At 37.9% G+C, this 20,481-nt stretch carries 19 protein-coding genes and 1 tRNA gene; 5 read left to right on the forward strand and 15 right to left on the reverse strand.

Annotation, left to right across the window (positions count from 1 at the left end):
* Positions 1-448 precede the first annotated feature (448 nt).
* From HMPREF9088_RS00005 to dnaE, 8 genes are all read right to left on the reverse strand, one after another.
* Entirely contained in the window at positions 449-1,966 is a 1,518-nt protein-coding gene (locus tag HMPREF9088_RS00005) for a HAMP domain-containing histidine kinase (RefSeq protein WP_007207022.1), read from the reverse strand.
* Positions 1,963-2,649: a response regulator transcription factor gene (locus HMPREF9088_RS00010; RefSeq protein ID WP_007207023.1), complete on the reverse strand. Its 687-nt coding sequence runs from the start codon at positions 2,647-2,649 to the stop codon at positions 1,963-1,965. Before HMPREF9088_RS00010 ends, HMPREF9088_RS00005 begins: the two co-directional genes overlap by 4 nt.
* Positions 2,650-2,783: 134 nt before the next feature.
* Complete coding sequence (gndA, locus tag HMPREF9088_RS00015; protein WP_007207024.1) at positions 2,784-4,202, reverse strand: NADP-dependent phosphogluconate dehydrogenase; 1,419 nt, start codon at positions 4,200-4,202, stop codon at positions 2,784-2,786.
* A gap of 159 nt (positions 4,203-4,361) precedes the next feature.
* Positions 4,362-4,541, reverse strand: a complete 180-nt coding sequence (gene rpmF, locus HMPREF9088_RS00020; RefSeq protein ID WP_007207025.1) for a 50S ribosomal protein L32 — start codon at positions 4,539-4,541, stop codon at positions 4,362-4,364.
* Positions 4,542-4,596: 55 nt separating this feature from the next.
* Entirely contained in the window at positions 4,597-5,151 is a 555-nt protein-coding gene (locus tag HMPREF9088_RS00025; RefSeq protein ID WP_007207026.1) for a YceD family protein, read from the reverse strand.
* A 170-nt stretch (positions 5,152-5,321) separates the two neighbouring features.
* On the reverse strand, positions 5,322-7,088 hold the full coding sequence (pyk, locus tag HMPREF9088_RS00030) for a pyruvate kinase (protein ID WP_007207027.1): 1,767 nt from the start codon (positions 7,086-7,088) through the stop codon (positions 5,322-5,324).
* A 57-nt stretch (positions 7,089-7,145) separates the two neighbouring features.
* On the reverse strand, positions 7,146-8,108 hold the full coding sequence (gene pfkA, locus HMPREF9088_RS00035; protein WP_007207028.1) for a 6-phosphofructokinase: 963 nt from the start codon (positions 8,106-8,108) through the stop codon (positions 7,146-7,148).
* Positions 8,109-8,251: 143 nt separating this feature from the next.
* The gene (gene dnaE / locus HMPREF9088_RS00040) at positions 8,252-11,557 is read right to left on the reverse strand and encodes a DNA polymerase III subunit alpha (protein ID WP_007207029.1); all 3,306 of its coding nucleotides are present in this window, start codon (positions 11,555-11,557) and stop codon (positions 8,252-8,254) included.
* A gap of 109 nt (positions 11,558-11,666) precedes the next feature.
* Between dnaE and HMPREF9088_RS00045 the strand changes: the two genes are divergently transcribed.
* Positions 11,667-11,855: a YjzD family protein gene (locus HMPREF9088_RS00045; RefSeq protein WP_040367052.1), complete on the forward strand. Its 189-nt coding sequence runs from the start codon at positions 11,667-11,669 to the stop codon at positions 11,853-11,855.
* Positions 11,856-11,905: 50 nt separating this feature from the next.
* On the opposite strand, the gene HMPREF9088_RS00050 is transcribed toward HMPREF9088_RS00045, so the two are convergent.
* Both HMPREF9088_RS00050 and HMPREF9088_RS00055 read right to left on the reverse strand, forming a co-directional pair.
* Positions 11,906-13,102 carry a multidrug efflux MFS transporter gene (locus HMPREF9088_RS00050; RefSeq protein WP_040365943.1) on the reverse strand — a complete coding sequence of 399 codons (1,197 nt, stop codon included), beginning with the start codon at positions 13,100-13,102 and terminating at the stop codon, positions 11,906-11,908.
* Between the two features lie 203 nt (positions 13,103-13,305).
* Positions 13,306-14,742, reverse strand: a complete 1,437-nt coding sequence (locus HMPREF9088_RS00055) for an NCS2 family permease (protein ID WP_007207032.1) — start codon at positions 14,740-14,742, stop codon at positions 13,306-13,308.
* 255 nt (positions 14,743-14,997) lie between these two features.
* On the opposite strand from HMPREF9088_RS00055, the gene HMPREF9088_RS00060 reads away from it, so the two are divergent.
* Complete coding sequence (locus HMPREF9088_RS00060) at positions 14,998-15,801, forward strand: Cof-type HAD-IIB family hydrolase (RefSeq protein WP_007207033.1); 804 nt, start codon at positions 14,998-15,000, stop codon at positions 15,799-15,801.
* Positions 15,802-15,828: 27 nt separating this feature from the next.
* On the opposite strand, the gene HMPREF9088_RS00065 is transcribed toward HMPREF9088_RS00060, so the two are convergent.
* From HMPREF9088_RS00065 to HMPREF9088_RS00085, 5 genes are all read right to left on the reverse strand, one after another.
* Positions 15,829-16,338 (reverse strand): P-loop NTPase family protein, encoded by a 510-nt coding sequence (locus HMPREF9088_RS00065; RefSeq protein WP_007207034.1) that lies wholly within the window; start codon positions 16,336-16,338, stop codon positions 15,829-15,831.
* 1 nt (position 16,339) lies between these two features.
* Positions 16,340-17,173, reverse strand: a complete 834-nt coding sequence (locus HMPREF9088_RS00070) for a glycosyltransferase family 8 protein (protein WP_007207035.1) — start codon at positions 17,171-17,173, stop codon at positions 16,340-16,342.
* Between the two features lie 119 nt (positions 17,174-17,292).
* Positions 17,293-17,478 (reverse strand): hypothetical protein, encoded by a 186-nt coding sequence (locus HMPREF9088_RS00075; protein WP_007207036.1) that lies wholly within the window; start codon positions 17,476-17,478, stop codon positions 17,293-17,295.
* A gap of 118 nt (positions 17,479-17,596) precedes the next feature.
* Positions 17,597-17,683, reverse strand: a tRNA-Ser gene (locus HMPREF9088_RS00080).
* 98 nt (positions 17,684-17,781) lie between these two features.
* The gene (locus tag HMPREF9088_RS00085) at positions 17,782-18,333 is read right to left on the reverse strand and encodes a TetR/AcrR family transcriptional regulator (RefSeq protein WP_007207037.1); all 552 of its coding nucleotides are present in this window, start codon (positions 18,331-18,333) and stop codon (positions 17,782-17,784) included.
* 175 nt (positions 18,334-18,508) lie between these two features.
* Between HMPREF9088_RS00085 and HMPREF9088_RS00090 the strand changes: the two genes are divergently transcribed.
* From HMPREF9088_RS00090 to HMPREF9088_RS00100, 3 genes are all read left to right on the forward strand, one after another.
* Positions 18,509-19,267 (forward strand): threonine/serine exporter family protein, encoded by a 759-nt coding sequence (locus HMPREF9088_RS00090; RefSeq protein WP_007207038.1) that lies wholly within the window; start codon positions 18,509-18,511, stop codon positions 19,265-19,267.
* Positions 19,267-19,713: a threonine/serine exporter family protein gene (locus HMPREF9088_RS00095; protein ID WP_007207039.1), complete on the forward strand. Its 447-nt coding sequence runs from the start codon at positions 19,267-19,269 to the stop codon at positions 19,711-19,713. Before HMPREF9088_RS00090 ends, HMPREF9088_RS00095 begins: the two co-directional genes overlap by 1 nt.
* A 124-nt stretch (positions 19,714-19,837) precedes the next feature.
* A complete protein-coding gene (locus tag HMPREF9088_RS00100; protein WP_040365946.1) occupies positions 19,838-20,434 on the forward strand; it encodes a TVP38/TMEM64 family protein in 597 nt (198 codons plus the stop codon).
* Positions 20,435-20,481: the final 47 nt, after the last annotated feature.

The following is a 20,481-nucleotide window of genomic DNA, read 5'->3' on the forward strand; positions in this document are numbered from 1 at the left end:
ACTTACTTTGTTCAGTTTTCAAAGGTCTACTTAGCTGCCGTAGCAACTTTTACATTTTAACATCTCGTTATCTTTTTGTCAACAACTTTTTCCAAAAAGTTTTTTAATTTAAAAACATTTGTTACTCGTTGACGACTTATTTATAATAACAAAACCACCTCAGGAAGTCAACCTATTTTTTTGTTTTTTTTTAAAGAAGTAGGCTAGTTATTCATCTTAATTCAACTATTAGTCCCTGACGACAAGTAATAATATAACAAGAATGTTTTAGAAAAGCAAGGCTAATTTGATATTTTTTTAAATTAAATTCCATAAAAAAAGATGGAATTTATTACTAAAAAGAATATCCGAACAACTCCAAAGAAATAGTGAGATTTACACTATTTACCACTTTAAATACTAAAAAATAATCATGGTCTTCGTTAATCGTTCGGATATAAATATTTATTTAATTATGTTCGCTATCAATAATGGGTAAATAAATCCGAAAGATAGTTCCTTGACCAAGAATACTCTCTACAGAAATCTTTCCTTTGTAGTTTTCAATAAGCTTTTTGGAAATCGATAAACCTAGTCCATTGCCACCTTTATCGCGTGCACGGGCCTTGTCAACTCTATAGAATCGATTAAAGATTCGATTTTTATCTTCTTCTTTAATTCCTTCCCCAAAATCTTGAATGGCGATTTCCAGTGTTCTTTTATTAGAGGATACTGTCAAATGAACTTCTTTTCGGGTGGTTGAATATTTCACTGCATTATCCATAATAATAATTAAAATTTGCTCAAAATGATTACGATAAATTTTGACCGTCTTTTCGATAGCTAAATCATCATCTAATGTAAATTGGAATTCAGGATAGAGCATTCTAAAATTGTTAAATACTTGATGCACAACTTCTTTGGCTTTTGACGTTTCATTTGCGTAATGGACATCCACTTGTTCGGCGCGCGATAGATCGAGCATCTCTTGAACCAATACTTTCATACGGCTAATTTCTTGCATACTTGCAGCTAACGATTCATCCAATATCTCAGGATCATCTTTTCCCCATCGATCAAGTAAACGTAAATGCCCTTCTATTACAGCAACCGGAGTACGCAGTTCGTGCGAGACATCTTCTACAAATTGCTCTTGTTGTTCAATATAAGAACGCATGCGTCCCAACATCTCATTAAAAATCTCTGCAACGTCTTCTAATTCATCGTGAGTCTCTAGTTTAGGCATATAAATATCTGACTGTGGATTTTTTCTGATTTGTTCCATGATATCTCGTAACATCTTTAAGGGTTTCAAAAAATACAGTGATAAGAAATACCCCAAAACACTACTTAATACCAATGAAATAATTTCCAGCAATATAAGCAATCGTAATAAGCGTTGGCGAATATCCGCCAATCCGGATAGCTCATAAAAGGTCTGGACATAACCAATAGTCTCTTTTGTTTCTTTTGAAACAACAGCTTGAACGAAAATAAATCCAGAAGTGCCATTCACTGTCACGATTACCGGCTCGGACTGCGACGTCCCTACCAATGCCATATCTTCTTTTGTTGTTTTGAATACTAAGTCTTTTTGGAGATTATAGATATACATATTCATCTCTGGTTGACCAAGGTCAGATATAAAAGGATCAATATCCATTAAAATCCCTTCAATCGTCGACGTACGATCATAAATGCTATTCTCGCCATTGCTACTATTCGTAAGTGTTCGATAACTTTCCACCAAATTCAGCTCACGGTTTGAATTTGCTAATCTTGAAACTGCCTCTTTTGTTGTTTGAGAGGCATTCTTGCGCTCTTTTTCAACAAACAGACTAACAGAAGACTTATAAGTAATGACTGCAAAAATTGTAAATACAACAAAAATGAACAAAGAACTTGCAAGGGCCCACTTAATTGTTAAAGATAGCCCTCTAAGTCCTTCTTTTTGATTCTTTTTCTTTTTTTTGGTTAAAAATTTCATGAACGCATCACGTAACCTGTGCCTCTAACTGTTTGGATATAACTTTCCTCACCAGGCACATCGATTTTGTTACGTAAATAACGAATATACACATCTACAACGTTCGTCTCAACTTCAGTCTCATAACCCCATACTTTATTGAGCAATACATCTCGAGCTAATACAACGTTGACGCTTTCCATCAAGGTCAATAGCAATTCGTATTCTCGCTTAGTTAATTCGATGACTTCGCTACCTCGACGAACAATACGATTTTCTTTTTCAATCGTTAAATCGCGGTAAGTAATGGTAGTTTGCTTCGAAATATTTTTGTCACTCTCGATATCAATGCGTCGAAGCAATGCTCGTAAACGTGCGAGTAATTCTTCAATTGCAAATGGTTTTACAATATAATCATCGGCACCATGGTCTAAACCAGATACTCGATCAATAACAGAATCTCTTGCTGTCATCATAATGATTGGTGTGTTTTTTACTTGTCGAATACGACGGCATACTTCTAATCCGTTTAATTCTGGTAACATCAAGTCAAGTAAAATTGCATCCCATTCATTATTCAAGGCAGCATCTAATCCCGTTCGTCCATTATAATGTACGTCGGTGGTATACCCTTCATGTTTTAACTCTAATTCAACAAAACGAGCGAGATTTTTCTCGTCTTCTATAATTAATACCCTACTCATTTATTTACTTGTCCCTTTCTATTTGAAAACACTTTTTATCCATACAACAATCCGATTTTAACATGAACTTAACAATAAAAAAAGAGAATCACTGCAAATCATTTTGACCTGCAGCATCTCTTTTCAGGTAGTTCTTATTGTTCGTCGTACCAAGAATAGTGGAAAATTCCCTCACGGTCTGTACGCTCATACGTATGAGCACCAAAATAATCTCGTTGTGCTTGAATTAAATTAGCAGGCAAACGATCTGAACGGTATGAATCGAAGTACGCAATTGCTGATGAGAATGTCGGTACAGGCACACCCGCTTGAACAGCAATAGATACTACGTCACGAACTGCTTGGTGATATTTTTTCGTAATATCGTTAAAGTAGTCATCAACTAACAAGTTTTCGATATCTGCATTCGTTTCATACGCATCAGTAATTTTTTGCAAGAAACGAGCACGAATGATACAACCAGCACGCCAAATCTTAGCAATCTCTCCAAATGGTAAATCCCACTCATATTCTTTAGAAGCTTTTCTTAGTTGAGCAAATCCTTGCGCATAGCTCATAATTTTGCTGAAGTATAAAGCTTCACGGATCTTTTCAATTAATTCCGCTTTGTCTCCTGTGTAGCTGTACTCTGGTTTTGCTAAAATAGCACTTGCAACAACTCTTTCTTCTTTGTAAGCAGAAATATAACGAGCAAAGACTGATTCAGTAATCAACGGTAATGGCACACCTAAATCAAGCGCACTTTGGCTTGTCCATTTACCCGTTCCTTTATTGCCGGCAGCATCTAAAATGACATCAACGATTGGTTTACCAGTTCCTAAGTCATCTTTTCTTGTTAAAATATCTGCCGTGATTTCAATTAGGAAACTGTCCAATTCCCCTTTGTTCCACTCTTTAAAAATATCTGCCATCTCTTCAACAGATAGTCCTAAAATATTTTTCATCAAGTCATACGACTCAGCAATCAGCTGCATATCACCATATTCGATCCCATTATGCACCATTTTTACATAGTGTCCTGCACCATTCGGGCCAATATAGGTAACACAAGGTTCACCGTCTTCAGACTTAGCAGAGATTTGTTCCAAAATTGGAGCTACAAGTTCGTAAGCTTCTTTTTGTCCACCCGGCATGATTGAAGGTCCTTTTAACGCGCCCTCTTCACCACCAGATACGCCTGTTCCGATAAAATTAATTCCTGAGTCAGCCAAGGCTTCACTACGGCGAATCGTATCTTTAAAGAATGTATTCCCACCATCGATGAGAACATCTCCTTTATCTAGATGAGGTAGCAATGATTGAATTGTAGCATCAGTCCCTTTGCCCGCTTGTACCATCAGAACAATACGTCGAGGTTTTTCAATTGAATCGACAAATTCTTCCACGCTATAAGTTGCTTTTAAATTTCTATCTGGGTGTTCTTCGACAACGGCGTCTGTTTTAGAAACGGTACGATTGTATAATGCAACGGAATACCCGCGGCTTTCAATATTTAGTGCTAAGTTTTTTCCCATTACAGCCATTCCAACAACGCCAATTTGCTGTTTTGTCATGCATACTCCTCCTAATACGATTTTCTTCGTTGATACTCTAGTATATTATATCGTAAATAAGAGCTTTATGAAACTCTTCTTTCTCAATTTCATTTTTTCAGAAAAAAAACCAAGGCTCCATGGTTAGCCTTGGTTTTTATATTCATTTCTAAAAATGAATTATGCTTCTTTTGAAGTTACATCTTTTCCATCGTAATGTCCGCAATTTGCACATACGTGATGGCTTTTTTTCATTTCACCACAGTTTGAACATTCATTTAAACCATTGATTGTTAACTTGTAGTGTGTACGGCGTTTCGCTTTTTTTGCTTTTGAAGTCTTTCTAGCTGGTACTGCCATGTCTTACACCTCCTTAATTTGTCAAACAACTATAGAGTTGCAATTTATTCCAATCTTACTTATCCTCATCAGAATAGAAATCTGATAATTTAGCAAGACGAGGATCAATTTTTTGTTGTTGCTCCTCTTGAACCATTGATTCATACTCATCCTCAGATAAAACCTTCCAGCCTTCTCCAGATGGTAAATCTTTTCCATTCCGCTCTTCTTCCGTTAAGACTTGTAGAGGAGTAGCTAAGACAATGTTATCAACGATGGATTCACTTAAATCAATCGTTTGAGCGTCAAGAAGAAAAACTTCTTGCTCTTGAACCTTATCTTTGTTTTCACGAAATTGTTCAGGAGTCATAAATAATTCATCTATTTGGATAACTATTGGCACATCTACTGGTTCTAATGACCGTGTAGAGGGTAAGGTCAATACCGTCTCTGCCTGATAGAATAGCAAATAGGAATCCGCTTCGACTGTCAGTGTACCTTTCACTTGTACAGGCGTCGCATCCAGGATCATCGATTCTTTTTGTCTCAATCGATCCGTCACGTCAAGTGATGTATCGAAGGACAGTGAATCATTTTTGTATTTTGATAATTCTAACAATGACCATTTCATTATTTATCACCTCTTAAGCAACAAAGATTATTATACGGAGCATAAATATGTTTGTCAATGTATTTTTCTTGACACCCATAAAATAAACCCCTAAATAAGGATTTATCCAACAATTATTGAATCAACATTGCTGTACCAATTCCTTATAAAGGGGCCTTGACTAGCTAAAATTAGATAGCTGTTGTTTCGCCACGATAAACAATACCACGACGAGAATCTACAGTAATCAATTCACCGTCTTTGATTGTATTGGTTGCGCCTTTTGCACCTACAATCACTGGTAGATCTTTTGCAATACCAACTACAGCAGCGTGCGAAGTCAATCCGCCATCTTCTACTACTAATGCTGCAGCTTTATCAATTGCTGGCATGTATTCTTTATCAGTAGTTGGTACAACTAATACCATACCGTCTTGTGCTTTCGCAATCGCATCTTCAGCATTTTTCGCTACGACAGCATTAGCAACAACTGCACGTTCACCAACACCTTGAGCTTCAATTAATTTTGAACCGATTAATTGAACTTTCATTACGTTAGTTGTTCCTCTTTCCCCTACTGGAACACCTGCAGTAATGATGATCAAATCGCCTTCTTTAGCAAAGCCTAATTCAACTGCTTTTTTCGTAGCTAATTCAAACATTTCATCGGTTGTTTTTGGTTTTTCAGTAACTGTTGGATAAACACCCCAGTTTAACATCAAACCACGTTTTGTTCTTTCGTCAAACGTTACAGCCAAGATATCTGCATCTGGACGGTATTTAGAAATCATTTTTGCAGTATGACCTGATTCAGTCGCAGCAACGATACACTTAACATTTAAGTTTTTCGCTGCACGGGCAACTGATAAACCAATTGTTTCTGTTACATCAGTTTTGTCGAATTGGTTGATTTGGAAAGTTCCTAAGTTATTTAGGGCTTTTTCAGCTTCAATATCAATACGAGCCATTGTAGAAACTGCTTCTACTGGGTATTCACCATTTGCAGATTCACCAGAAAGCATTGTCGCGTCTGTACCATCAAAGACAGCATTGGCAACGTCAGAAGCTTCAGCACGTGTTGGACGTGGGTTGTGTTGCATTGATTCTAACATTTGAGTTGCAGTGATAACTGCTTTACCTGCTGCATTACATTTTTTGATGATATTTTTTTGAACCATTGGTACAAATTCAGCTGGGATTTCAACACCCATGTCTCCACGAGCAACCATGATACCATCTGAAACTTTTAAGATTTCATCAATATTGTCAATACCTTCTTGTGATTCGATTTTAGAGAAGATTTGAACGTGAGTCATATTCTTTTCTTCTAAAATTTCACGAATATCAAGAACGTCTTGTGCTTTACGAACAAAACTTGCAGCGATAAAGTCAATGTCATTGTCACAACCAAAACGGATATCTTCAGCATCTTTTTCAGTAATACCTGGTAGGCTAATTGAAACACCTGGTGCATTCACACCTTTACGTGATCCAAGAAGACCCGCATTTTTTACAACAGTCACTAACTCTTTATTTACATCATCTTTTTCAGTAATTTGCATGTCGATTAAACCATCATCGAATAAAACATGACCACCGACGATTACATCATCATATAAACCTGGGTAAGTAACGGCAATTTTTTCTTTGGTTCCTTCTAAAGAAGCGTCCATTGAAATACGTACAACATCGCCGATTTCAAATGCTAATTTTCCATTTTCAGTTGCTTGAACAGTGGTACGGATTTCTGCCCCTTTAGTATCCAATAAAATGGCAACGTCTTTACCAACATTTTTCACTGCTTCACGTACTAGAGTCATGCGTGCTAATTGCTCTTCATGATCACCATGAGAGAAATTGAAACGGAACACATTGGCACCTGATTCGATTAATTGAGTGATGATGTCAAGTGTGTTACTTGCTGGTCCTAAGGTACTAACAATTTTTGTTTTTTTCATGGAAAAATATGCTCCTCTTCATTTATTAAAATGGCTTTTATGCCGTTTTTGCTAAGATTAGAATGATAATTCTTTATTCAAATGGTACAGTGAAAGATCTGGCTTGTGCTTATTATTTTCTAGTGTATCAATAATATCAGCGGCCACTACTTTGTTATCTTCAATCCCGATACACAAACCACCTTTGCCTTCTTTCAGCAAGTCAACAGCGTATCCGCCAAACTTACTAGCTAACACACGGTCACGCGCACTTGGCGATCCACCACGAACAATGTGTCCTAAAATTGACACACGAGTGTGGAAATCACCGTATTGTGACAACAATTCAGCAAACTCATTTCCACCCATAACACCTTCTGCTAACACGATCAGGCAATGTTTTTTCCCTCTATCTCGACCAGCTTGAATGCGTTTAGCCACTTCTTTAATATCAAAGTCGTGTTCTGGAATGATGATTTCATCTGCTCCACCTGCTACACCAGACCAAAGCGCAATATCACCGGCATTTCGGCCCATCACTTCGATAACAAACGTACGTACATGCGAAGTAGCAGTATCGCGAATACGGTCAATTGCATCCAAAACGGTATTAATTGCTGTGTCAAAACCAACTGTAAAATCTGTACCTGGAATATCATTATCAATCGTTCCCGGAATTCCGACAGCCGGATAGCCACGTTTTGTTAATGCCATCGCCCCATGATAAGAGCCATCGCCACCAATAACAACTAAACCTTCAATGCCAAATTTTTTCAGTTGTTCGATACCTTTTAATTGACCTTCTTCTGTTGCAAACTCTGGATAACGTGCAGAGTATAAAAATGTTCCTCCACGTTGAACTTTGTCACCAACATCCGCGACATCCAATCTACGAATATCACCAGCAACTAAGCCCGCATACCCATAATTAATCCCGTAAACTTCCATACCTTCGTAAATTGCTTTACGAGTCACTGCGCGAATCGCCGCATTCATACCAGGTGCATCGCCACCACTTGTTAAAATCCCAATGCGTTTCATTTACACATTCACCTCATTATTTATTCTTGTCTACTTAAAACACAGTAATTTTGTGTTATCCACAACTGATATTTTACCATTTTTATTAGGTGTTGTCTTGAAATAACGTGAAAATTTTAACGTTTTACAAGGAAATGTAAACATTATTTGAAAATTACATTTTCTTTTCCCAACAATTTCTCTAGTAGTTCCGCTACTTTGCTATTGTTTTTGATCTTCAAATCAGCTGGCAATCTTTTCTGTTTTTTTTCAGATTCATAGTATAAAATAACAAAACACTCACCTGAATACTCTTTAATAATATCAGACAATTGATTTAAAATACTAATTTCTTCGTGATGCTTGTCTATTTTCAAATAACAAGTCAAGTCACTTGTATCCTTTCTGATACTCGCAGCTAATTGTAGTTTTTGAGCGAGGAGTTGAACCTCACCATTGTACCGACTAGTTTCGACTTTCCCCTCAATAAGATAGACATGTTCAAGAAGTAGATCGCGCTGGACTCTGCGATATAGCTTAGGAAACAGAGTAACACTCCGCTCCGCACCCAGATCCATAATATCTAAAAAGGCCATTTTTTCACCTTTTTTTGTACGAATTTCTCGAATATTTTTTAAGTACCCTAATAAAAGAACTGTCGTCCCAGGAACGAGATCGCTAAGTTGCGTTGTCTGCCATTTTCTCCTTAGATCATCATATTCTTGGATAGGATGACCCGAGACATAGACTCCTAATAAATTTTCCTCAAAGGTCAATTTTTCAGGCAAGGTGAAATCGACTACTTCCGTCGTTTTTAGCGGCATTAACGCCAACATATCCATACTTCCACCACTAAACGCTAGATTTTGCCTTTTCCCTTCTAGTTCTTGGAGCAACTGTTTACGATTGGGCTCAATCGTGTCAAATGCTCCCACTTCTACCAATGGCTCAAGTATTTCTTTTTTTATATATTTTGGGTTCAGCTGATTAAGTCGTAAGAGAAAATGATCCATCGATTTGAATGGTCCGCGCTCTTTTCTTTCTCGAATCACTGCTTGAGTAAAATCCTTACGCAGCCCTTTGATGCTAGCAAGACCAAAGCGAATCCCTTCACTCGACTCAATTGAAAAACCACTATAGCTTGCATTAATTGACGGTGCTAAAAATACAACACCTTGACGCTTCGCTTCGCTAATATATTCTCTCATTTTAGAAGCGTTCCCTTGAACCGATTGCAGCAAAGCTCGATAGAACGGTAGTGGATAGTGAGTCTTTAAGTACGCCATTTGATAAGCAATTTCCGAATAGGCGAAAGCGTGAGATCGGTTAAAACCGTAATCCGCAAAACGCTCGATGTATTGATATGTCGCCTCGGCTATTTTTCGATCGTAACCTTTCGTTTGCGCACCTTGATAAAATTTTTCACGCTGCTCATCTAATACTGCACGCTTCTTCTTGCTGATTGCTCTTCTGAGTATGTCTGCCTCACCTAACGAGAATCCACCCATCATAGAAGCAACTTGCATGACTTGTTCCTGATAGACCATGATGCCATACGTACTTCTTAAAATTGGAGCCAACGATTGATCGAGATAGGTACTTTTCTCGAGTCCATTTTTGCGCTTAACATATGCGTCAATCATTTTCATCGGACCTGGTCGATACAAGGCATTCACCACAGCCAGCTCCTCTAAATTTGCTGGACGTACGTCACGTAGTACCTTGCGTATACCCGCAGACTCAAACTGAAACACACCAACTGTCTCGCCACGTTGAAACAACTCATACGTCTGCTTGTCATTTTTAGGAATCATCGCCTGTGTAAAGCATTGCTTCATTTGATAATAGATTCCTTTTAGCGTGTCATCAATGATAGATAAATTACGCAAACCAAGAAAATCCATTTTTAATAACCCAACTGTTTCCACATCATTCATAGCAAACTGCGTCAAATATAATTCACCAGATCCAGCTTGTAAGGGAACTAGCTTTCTTAGATTGGTATCGCTAATTACGACACCCGCCGCGTGGGTAGAGACATGGCGCGGCAGGCCCTCTAATTGACTGGCAATCTGAAAAAGCAGCCTATTTTTTTCATTCATTTCAACCAATTCTCTTAAAGATTTTGATGTCTGATAGGCTTCTTTTAATGTGATTTTTAGTTGATTAGGGATTGCTTTAGACCAACGATTCATCTCACTTTGGGATAGTCCAAATGTTCGGGCAACGTCACGCAAGACCATTTTTGCCGCCATTGTACCAAATGTTGCAATTTGAGCCACGTAGTCAGCTCCATATTTTTCTTTTACATAATGAAGAATAACGTCCCGCCGATTGTCCGGAATGTCTAAATCAATATCCGGCATGGTATACCGCTCTGGATTTAAGAAACGCTCAAACAATAAGTCTGCATCGATCGGGTCAATCTCAGTGATAGACAATAAATATGAAACCAATGAACCCGCTGCTGAGCCCCGTCCCGCCCCTGTCACGATATTTTGTTCATGAGCAAAATTCATAATATCCCAGACAATTAAAAAGTAGTCATCAAATCCCATTTGATGGATAATACGTAATTCATAATCAAGCCGTCGCTGATAGGTACTCGTATGTGCTATTTGACGAGACGCTAGGCCTTGCTTGCACAAATACGCTAAGTAGTCCTTGGCCGACTCTCCGTTTGGTACGGGATATTTAGGCAATAATACTTGATGCAATGGTAACTCAAGCTGACATAATACTACTAATTTAGCCAATTCTTCAAGAGCTTCTGGGCATTTTTGAAACGCTTGGTCCATTTCTTCTGCAGGACGTAACACACCAATAGCTTTTTCATTTACCGCACTTGAACGCCAATCAAAGGTCGAGCCGTCTTTAATGTGCGCGACTACCTCAATCGCCGCATTTTCTGATTTATCCATGGCTACCGTCTCTTGACAGGCAATCGGACGCATCCCAAGATCTTTCATTTTCTTTTGATAAGAATAAAAATCTTCTTCACCTAGATTAGTAGGCGTAACACAAAAGAATACATCCGTTACATTCATACTAAGCCAAGAATGCTTATTCTCCAAAAGTGCGGAAAATGCGGTTGTTTGAGCTGTCTCTTTTGGTATCAAGATGGCAACATCCGTCATGCGTTGCTCCTCTTGCATGATAGGCGACTCCCCTAGCATCTTTTTGGTAGACAACTCCATTAGTTGTTGATACCCAGCAAAGGACTTAGCAACAAAATAAAACGGGTACGACGTTTCATCTGCAAATGAAATATCCAAAAGCAAGCCTATAATTGGTTTTATTTTCGCTTTTTGGCATAATTGATAAAATTCAATCGTACCATGTAAAGTATTATGATCCATTAGTCCTAACGCCTCATAATGATACTCATGTGCTTTTTGCACGTATTGCGGCAATCTAATCGTACTTTCAAGTAACGAATAGGCCGATTTGGTAGCTAAAGGAATATACATTTTGTACCTCCGTCGTTCATTTATCTCAATCCAAATGGTTGCCCTTCTTTACAAGCAAAAAAAATGTGTTACACTAAAGACAAAATCGATCACGAAAGAAGGAATAGACGTGCGCTATTTTGTGACATTTTTTTGGACAATTATTTTAGGACAAGTCGTTGGGTACTTAGGTAGCTCTTTAATGAGTGCTACTTTCCACTTCCAAACGAGTTTCGTTCTATCTATTATTGTAGCTACTGTCATTGTCGTCTTCAGCGAAGTTGGAACGGCTGGTCAAACAGACACGCAAGCGAAATAATAGGATAACAAAAACCAGTTACGTTAATTGTAACTGGTTTTTTTATTTTTTCAAAGGCTATAGTCGACACCTTTTCTGAAATTTAGTAAAGACAGACAGATATTCACAGCGACAAAGATGCTAGTCACCCAAAAGACTGACCTGTATCCCATATGATAGGCAACTGTTGAACCAATCATTGGCCCAATGACTTGGCCAAAGTTATTAAACATTTGATTGTAGCTATACATACGACTGACCCCTTCGACCGGAGTGATTTTGCTAATCAAGGTATTAATCGAAGGCATCAATGCACCGGTTGAAAAACCTAGTAGAAACCGCAAAACACCTAACTGAAATGGATTTTGGACAAACCCCATCGGAATAAAGCAAAGCAACGAAAAGATAAGACCTCCCAGTAATACTTTATGATTCCCAATCCGATCTCCTAAGCGCCCTAAAATCGGCGAAGAAATCATTGCAGATACACCCACTACTGAGACAATAATTCCACTTGAAAGCAACACGTTTTTTCCATCACCACTTAATTCGCGAATATATAAGGTTAAGATAGGGCTAATACTCGTTACGCCAAGTTGCAATATAAGCGAAGTTACAAACAGACCGAAAATAATTTGTACATTTTTCATTTGTTTGAAGATATCTACCATTGGGACCATGTGTTGCTTCTCAATTGGTTGGAAATCCTCTTTCACCAGAAATATTGTTAGCAGCAATGTGATGAATAAAACGGCACCCGTAATCATAAACACACTTCTCATACCAAATAACTCTGCCAATAACCCACCTAGTGAAGGGCCAATCAAATTTCCAGCGATGGCTCCAGTAGCCAAAGTTCCTAGTGCCCAACCACTCTTTTCCTTAGGGGCTTGCGAAGCAATGAGTGCGGTCGCATTTGGTATGTATCCGGATAATACTCCGTTCAAAAATCTCATAATAAGTAACCAATAAACATTTGGTACAAATGCTAAAGAACCCATTGTCAGCGTCATTCCCGCTGAGGCACGAATCATCATTAATCGCCGACCTTTTTGATCAGCGAGATTTCCCCAAAGTGGTGCAACAATTGCTGCAGCTAATGCAGTAATAGATAGTGCCATTCCCGCAAAAAACTCGACTTGACTTTTCGGTGCGCCCAATTCCTCGATATACAGTGGCAAGAACGGCATCACCAAACTAAAACTTGCACCGGTAAAAAAACATCCAATCCAAGAAATATATAAATTTCGTTTCCAGTCAACTCTCATAGACAAACCTTCTTTCCCATCCACTATAGACTATTTTAAGTAAAATAGAAATATAAAAAACTGAATAAATGCCTATAATTCAAAGAAATTCAGCCGACTTGATGTACTTAAAACACTAAATTAGAAAGCTTCTTCAACAAAAAAACTCTCACTTATTGAAATGACTCAATAAGTGAGAGTGATAGGAAATCCAGTAAGCCTTCTTACAATATAGCTAAAATCAGGAAGTTCAAGATGAATAGTGCATCAACAATCCATAATATAATAGATACTTCTTTGGCTTTCCCTTTCGCTACTTTGACAATTGCGTAGAAAATAAATCCAGCTGCGATACCGTATGAGATGCTATAGCATAGACCCATAAATACTGAGGCAAAAAATGCTGGCAGTGCTTCTTCTAAATCAACCCAATTAATATCTTTGAATGAAGCCATCATCATGACCCCTACTAATATCAAAGCAGGCGCAGTCGCTTGACTTGGCACGACTGAAATCAATGGAGAAAAGAAACTACTAATAGCAAACAATCCTGCAACAACGACCGATGTCAAACCAGTCCGTCCACCGGCACCAATTCCAGCAGCTGACTCCACATATGTCGTGGTGTTAGATGTTCCAAAGACGGCACCGATAGAAGTCGCAATAGCATCAGCAAATAACGCTTTGTCCATTTTCGTATTGAAGCCTTTGCTATCTTCCAATGCATCTTCATCCTCTTTTGAAAAGATGCCTGTACGGCGGCCAGTACCAATAAAAGTACCAATCGTATCAAATGTATCCGAAAGACTAAAAGCAATAATGGTCATCAACACTTGCGGGATTTTTGATGCATTGCTAAACAATGACTGCATCCCTTGCTCCCCAAAAGCTGCACCAAATGTTGTCCCTAAATCTTTAAATGAACTAGACAAAGAATTGGCGTGCCAATCAATTGCACTCAAATCTACGACTCCCATAAAAATACCAATAACTGTTGTCCCTAAGATCCCAATAATTACTGCTCCGCGAATATTTAATACAACTAAGACAGCCATCAATGCTAAACCAATAATTGCCAAAAGAACGGGAGCATTGTTAAAATTCGCCAAAGCTGGAACTACGCCACCATTCATCGAGACATTTGTCGCTGCACCATCTTTGACTACTGAACTAGTAATCGTTGCCGAGTCAGCACTAAAGTTTAATAGATTGGCATTTTTAAGTCCGACATAGGCAATAAAGATCCCAATCCCACCACTAATTGCGTGTTGCAAACTTTCTGGTATTGAATAGATAATTAATTTTCGAATTTTTGTTACTGTAATAAAGATATTAATTAATCCACAAATGAAAACCATCGCTAATGCTTCTTGCCACTTATACCCTAGACCAAGCACGACAGTAAATGTAAAGAACGCATTCAACCCCATACCTGGTGCCTGAGCATAAGGAACGTTCGCGAATAACCCCATAACTAACGTACCAATAATTGCTGAAATAATTGTCGCTAAGAACACCGCTTGAAAAGGCATCCCAGTTGCTGAAAGAATGTTTGGGTTAACAAACAAAATGTAGCTCATCGCAAAGAACGTTGTCAAACCAGCCATTACCTCAGTTGATACCGTTGTGTTGTTTTCCTTTAATTTGAAAAACTTTTCCATTTTTTTCACTCCTATTTTATTAAAATAAAAACACAAACAAATATTGCCGAAAAATCAAAAATCATTCGTTATTACCTTCTACATTTAGTGATTATAAATAAGCTACCAATCATTTACAAGTATTTATTTACAAAAAAAATAAAACAGTTTTTATTGTTCGTGTTTAACAACTTTACTGTTTTCTCCATAATTTGTTATTTTTGTGAATTATGTTACACTGAATTGGCGTCGGTTTGACGAGAAAGGGGAACGAACATGACAAAAAAACTAATCGCCATTGATTTAGATGGCACAACCTTAAATGCTCACTCTCTTATAACCAAACGAACTGAAGCTGTTTTGCAAAAAGCGATTGCTGCAGGTAATGTCGTAAGTATCGCAACAGGTCGTCCTTATCGCATGAGCGCTCAATTTTATCAACAGCTGAACTTGACTTCTCCGATGGTTAATTTTAATGGTGCCCTAGTCCATTTACCAAATAAAGAATGGGCATATGAAAAAGAACTTTCCATTAAAAAAGAAATCGCATTTTCTATACTGGAACAAAAACAAGTGTTGAACTTAGATTTCATCGCTGCAGAAAACCGTGAATCATTTTATGTCGATCGTATCGATGGTATTGAACCGCAATTTTTTGCAACCGATCGTATCTTATCCGCAAATCTTATGAAAAATCTCTCAAACGATCCAACATCGCTACTCTTAAAAACAACGCATGAGTACGCAGCGACAACTTCTGCCCGCTTGATGAGCGAATTCAAAGATGATATTGATGTACGTACGTGGGGTGGGCCAAATGCCATTTTAGAAGTCGTACCAAAGGGTGTACAAAAAGCCATGGGTGTCGATATTATCGCCAGATCATTGGGCATCGCACAAAAGGACGTCATCGCATTTGGTGATGAGCATAATGATGTAGAACTTTTGGATTATGCCGGTTGGGGTGTCGCAATGAAAAACGGTACCGACCAACTAAAATCCTATGCCAACGATATAACTGAAAGAACAAATGATGAAGATGGATTAGCTGACTATTTAGAAAGCTATCTAGCTCTATAAAAAAACCGTGAACGATAATTTGATCGTTCACGTTTTTTGTTGTTGATAGACTTTATCCAATTGTTTTTGATTTCGAATGATGACTACTTTATCTGCGTACTGCTCATTGATTTTTTGAAAGCTGGCTTGTTTTTCTTTGGAACGACCATAATAGAGAATCCATAGTAAAAAATCCCCATCTAGCCTTTCTGGACAGTTTGCGGCCATGTCTGGTCGATTTTTACGAAAGTAAATCATCGTTCGCTTTAACACGCGCATAAGGCAACGCCATCTCGAAAATAAAAGTAGGTAAATTTTGTCCGCATCAGCAAGTCGCTGATCGTGGGAAAATCTCCGATAATTGCCATCAATCACCCAATTTTTTTGAGTTAGGAACTGCTCGACGATTTCTTTTGACGCCGCACCTTCTCTCTCCTGCCAATTGTCGACAAAATTTACTTGATCTAAATGCAAAAGTGGTAACTCTTCCTTTTTGGCAAAAAAGCTAGCTAATGTCGATTTCCCACTACCGCTATACCCCATCACAGCTATTTTCATGCTACTCCTCCACTATTTCTCTTGATTGTTTGGCAAAATATTTATAGAGACTTGAAAATCTTCCTGTATAGCTCTCGTTCCATGGTTTTTCTTTGCCACAAAAATGTAAAAAAACGGTGTGATCAAGTACCCAGTCCATCGTCCACTCCCCTTTGCTTAAGAACTCATAGGTCGTTTTCTTTCGGACATCGTAATTGTACACTTCATCTGGTAATGAAAGAATCCGTTCGCCATATAAGGCATTTAACACATCTTGATCTGGCAACAATAAATTGTATGTATTTTCATTAATAAACTGATAAATTGCCGTTCGTTTCACTTCTTGTCTAAGTAAAGGCAAATTCATCAGCAAGACTCCTGAATTAAAGTATCCTTCTGACTCATATGTTTTCAGACGTACTTTGTTAATCACATTCGTCAGATTGGTTAGTTTGGAATGGCTACACGCTGCATACAATTGATCGTTCATATCCATTTCGAACAATGATTGCCACTCATTAATACAAAGAATGTCCGCATCAAGATACAAAACGCGATCTAAGTCTTGCGGTAGATATTCTTGTGCCAACAAGCGATAATAAATCGTCTCTGGATAGCGCTCGGAAACGGGCGCACCTTGAAACTCATTGTTTGCCATCGCAATAGGATGACAAGTAAGCTTAAGATTTTGACAATAGCTGATTAATGCATCCAATCCACTTAACGAATCTTTCATCATGATATACACATGAATTTTAGACTCAGGTTTACTTGTTTTTCTTAATGAAAGCAAAGTCGTTTTTAGCTGATCAATATACGAACCATCGATACAAAATAAGAGATTGTATTCATTCATGCAAGGCATCCCCTTTTTTACTCATTGTCTTTATTATACATAAAATCTAAGGCTAGTAAAAAAGAAAAAAGCTTTTGTTCAATCCTGAGAATTGAACAAAAGCAAAATAAATCTATTAATTAAAAAAATCCTTTTACTTTGTTTAGTAACCCTTCAACACCACTATTACTTTCAAGGGCTGCTTTGGCTTTATCGTAGTAGCCTCCTAAAGAATCTTTGTGTTCTTCTAGAAATAATTTTGCTTTTTCCACATTTCCTTCGTTGGCTAGTTCTTTAACTTTCTCAATAATTTCTTCTTTTTTCATCGCTTATCGCTCCTTTTTTTAAACGATAGCATATGAAAAATTCAACTGTCTACCTTTTTGCTTAGATCTACCCAAGAAAAATAGCGAACAATTAGTTCGCCAGAAAACATTACTGTAAAGGAGAGTACGGGATTTGAACCCGTGCACCACTTAACGCGGCTCGCTGGATTTCGAGTCCAGTGCATTACCACTCTGCCAACTCTCCATGAGTAACATTTTGTTCTTTTTAACGATAAAAGTCAAGGCTTTTTCATAGAGCACAGTCGAAGATCAATCGTTTATGAACCTTTGCATGTTTCTATTTTATTCAGAAAGACGTAGCACATTTAAAAATTGATTCAATAGTTTTTGTTGTGCGTCATCTGTAAGCTCGATTAAGCCAGAGTTTGTCAATAAAGTTATCCCCGTCGCGACTGACCACAAGTAATCATGGTGGCGCTTGGCCTGATCAGCAGGGAAAGATTCTTTGTTTGTCTCTTCCTGACTATCACTGCCATTGCAATATGCCAAAGATTGCTGATAGACAAGTTCCCCTAAGCCACTATCATCAAAAAATAGAGCTTTGAATAATTGGGGATTTTTTTGTCCAAAAGCGATGTACCCATTCAAATCAGCTACTAGTTCTTGTTCATTTTGAACAACAGGAGAACGATCGACGCCAATTTCTTGTCGCAAAGAATCCATTAATGTCAGCTTCAATTCTTTCATGCTTTTAAAATGCATGTATATGGGTTGAGTTGATCCTCCCATTTTCTTCGCAATATTCCGAGCGGTAAAGTGTTCGAACCCACTCTCAATAACCAATTCACGTGCTGCTTTTATTATTTGTTCTTTTGTGTAGACTTTGTGACGCATACTATCCCTCCTGTCTGCATAATCAAACGAACTTTCTTACTTCTATTTTAAAAGATACTTTAAAAAAAGCAATTGTTATTTGTAAACTGATAATAATAAAAAACTATCTTGTAGTAAATCCTGACTAAGGTTACACTAAAGTAACCTGAATCGAATACAATAAGGAGAGGATTTCATGTCGGATACGCGCGTGTTATTAATGGAGACCTGTCTCTTAGCTGGACGAATTATGATGGAGAATGGTTCTGAAGTTTATCGTGTGGAAGATACGATGAATCGGATAGCCAGAAATGGTGGTGAACCCGAAAGTGTCAGTTACGTTACAGCAACTGGTATATTTATGAGTTTTCGGAACAAACAATTCACCCAAATCGAAAGTGTCGGTGATCGCTTAATCAATCTTGAAAAAGTTGTCGCAGTTAATCGCCTTTCTCGTGAGTTTGCCGAAAACAAAATTGATCTATATACATTAAATCAATCACTAAAAGAAGCCAATCGTTACACCCCTTCTTTTCCATTTTATTTGCAATTAATCGGAGCTGGCCTAGTAAGTAGCACCCTAATGTATGTATTTGGTGGGACTTGGAGTGAGTTTGTGCCGACTTTTTTTGTGGGTACATTTGGCTTCTATATTAGTGTCTTCATAAAAAAACAAATAGAACTTCGCTTTTTTGATATGTTTTTTTCCGCATTTCTTATCGGTGTTATTGCTATTTTGTTAAGTTTTTTCTTTCACGGACTGAATGCCGATCATATTATCATTGGTGCCGTGATGCCACTTGTCCCTGGCGTAGCGATCACCAATTCTTTTCGTGACATTCTTGCTGGCCATATCATAAGTGGGCAAGCGAGAGGTACTGAAGCAATTATAGTTGCATCAGCCATCGCAGTCGGGATTGCGGTTGCGTTGACTTTATTTGGAGGATTGCTTTAATGGAATGGATTATTCAGGCACTTTTGAGTTATTTTAGTACGATTGGCTTTGGCATTATAGCCAATATTCCTAGAAGAGCGCTGCATGCTTCTGGTATTGCAGGGATGATTAGTTGGTTGATTTTTCTCATCTTGCGTGCCCATTCATTTGGAATCGGCTCTGCAAATTTTTTTGCAGCCTTCTTTATAGGACTGGCAAGTATCTTTTTTTCAAGGAGAAAAAAAATGCCGATGATTATTTTTATCGTACCCAGTCTGGTCCCACTCGTACCAGGAGCACCTGCTTATCAAGCAGTAAGAGAGTTTGTGTTAGGTAATCCTGCTGACGGTTTCCAAAGTATGTTGACAGTCATTATTACTGCTGGAGCTATCGCAGCAGCCTTTATGATGACTAATTTAGTCGAACAACTTGTAATTAAATGGCACTTTAGGAAAAAAGTGCGATAAGTAACTTTTTATTTTTTAATAAGACCTTACAAAATCGTTCGGCAAATACTAGTTGCTATACTGGCATTTTTTTAATTTTCTGTTTATGATAAAGAAAACAATGAATTGGACGGAGATGAAGAGCATGAATGTTGCCGTTTCACGACGTATTATGAATATTATCTCGCTAGTAGGGATCGGCTTTTCAGTAGCCTTGACCATCTATTTCTATAATCTTGGTGTCTTTAAAGATATGCAATCTCTTAGAGGACTCGTGGGTACGTCGACTGTCGCCGGGCCAATCATCTTTATTCTCATACAGATTTTGCAAGTAGTCATCCCTATTATTCCTGGTGGGATATCTACTGCGGCAGGAGTATTAATATTTGGTCCTTATGCTGGTTTCCTCTACAATTATATCGGTATTACAGTAGGCTCATTGATTATCTTCTTGCTTGCTCGTCGCTATGGTAAACCATTTATTTTAAGTTTGATTAGTGATCACACCTACACAAAGTATTCAGGTTGGTTAGCAAATGAAAAAAGATTTGAAAGACTTTTTGCTTTGGCAATCTTTTTACCAGTTGCGCCAGATGATGCTCTTTGTTTAATGGCTGGTTTAACGACGATATCATTTAAGCGATATGCGCTTATTATTTTCTTAGCTAAGCCCTTCTCGATTTATTTGTATAGTCTAGCATTAATTTATGGCGGTACTTTTCTTTCAAGTCTGCTTGGTTAAATTACACCATTGACATACCTATCTAGTGACCACGTCTTTCCAAAAGA

Origin of the sequence: Enterococcus italicus DSM 15952 (assembly GCF_000185365.1) — a bacterium.
Classification (GTDB): domain Bacteria; phylum Bacillota; class Bacilli; order Lactobacillales; family Enterococcaceae; genus Enterococcus_G; species Enterococcus_G italicus.

What these genes read in the sequence shown, in the direction of transcription:
- HMPREF9088_RS00005 (WP_007207022.1), bottom strand. Translation starts at nt 1,966, where the DNA reads ATGAAATTTTTAACCAAAAAAAAGAAAAAGAATCAAAAAGAAGGACTT.
- HMPREF9088_RS00010 (WP_007207023.1), bottom strand. Translation starts at nt 2,649, where the DNA reads ATGAGTAGGGTATTAATTATAGAAGACGAGAAAAATCTCGCTCGTTTT.
- gndA (WP_007207024.1), bottom strand. Translation starts at nt 4,202, where the DNA reads ATGACAAAACAGCAAATTGGCGTTGTTGGAATGGCTGTAATGGGAAAA.
- rpmF (WP_007207025.1), bottom strand. Translation starts at nt 4,541, where the DNA reads ATGGCAGTACCAGCTAGAAAGACTTCAAAAGCAAAAAAAGCGAAACGC.
- HMPREF9088_RS00025 (WP_007207026.1), bottom strand. Translation starts at nt 5,151, where the DNA reads ATGAAATGGTCATTGTTAGAATTATCAAAATACAAAAATGATTCACTG.
- pyk (WP_007207027.1), bottom strand. Translation starts at nt 7,088, where the DNA reads ATGAAAAAAACAAAAATTGTTAGTACCTTAGGACCAGCAAGTAACACA.
- pfkA (WP_007207028.1), bottom strand. Translation starts at nt 8,108, where the DNA reads ATGAAACGCATTGGGATTTTAACAAGTGGTGGCGATGCACCTGGTATG.
- dnaE (WP_007207029.1), bottom strand. Translation starts at nt 11,557, where the DNA reads ATGTATATTCCTTTAGCTACCAAATCGGCCTATTCGTTACTTGAAAGT.
- HMPREF9088_RS00050 (WP_040365943.1), bottom strand. Translation starts at nt 13,102, where the DNA reads ATGAGAGTTGACTGGAAACGAAATTTATATATTTCTTGGATTGGATGT.
- HMPREF9088_RS00055 (WP_007207032.1), bottom strand. Translation starts at nt 14,742, where the DNA reads ATGGAAAAGTTTTTCAAATTAAAGGAAAACAACACAACGGTATCAACT.
- HMPREF9088_RS00060 (WP_007207033.1), top strand. Translation starts at nt 14,998, where the DNA reads ATGACAAAAAAACTAATCGCCATTGATTTAGATGGCACAACCTTAAAT.
- HMPREF9088_RS00065 (WP_007207034.1), bottom strand. Translation starts at nt 16,338, where the DNA reads ATGAAAATAGCTGTGATGGGGTATAGCGGTAGTGGGAAATCGACATTA.
- HMPREF9088_RS00070 (WP_007207035.1), bottom strand. Translation starts at nt 17,173, where the DNA reads ATGAATGAATACAATCTCTTATTTTGTATCGATGGTTCGTATATTGAT.
- HMPREF9088_RS00075 (WP_007207036.1), bottom strand. Translation starts at nt 17,478, where the DNA reads ATGAAAAAAGAAGAAATTATTGAGAAAGTTAAAGAACTAGCCAACGAA.
- HMPREF9088_RS00085 (WP_007207037.1), bottom strand. Translation starts at nt 18,333, where the DNA reads ATGCGTCACAAAGTCTACACAAAAGAACAAATAATAAAAGCAGCACGT.
- HMPREF9088_RS00090 (WP_007207038.1), top strand. Translation starts at nt 18,509, where the DNA reads ATGTCGGATACGCGCGTGTTATTAATGGAGACCTGTCTCTTAGCTGGA.
- HMPREF9088_RS00095 (WP_007207039.1), top strand. Translation starts at nt 19,267, where the DNA reads ATGGAATGGATTATTCAGGCACTTTTGAGTTATTTTAGTACGATTGGC.
- HMPREF9088_RS00100 (WP_040365946.1), top strand. Translation starts at nt 19,838, where the DNA reads ATGAATGTTGCCGTTTCACGACGTATTATGAATATTATCTCGCTAGTA.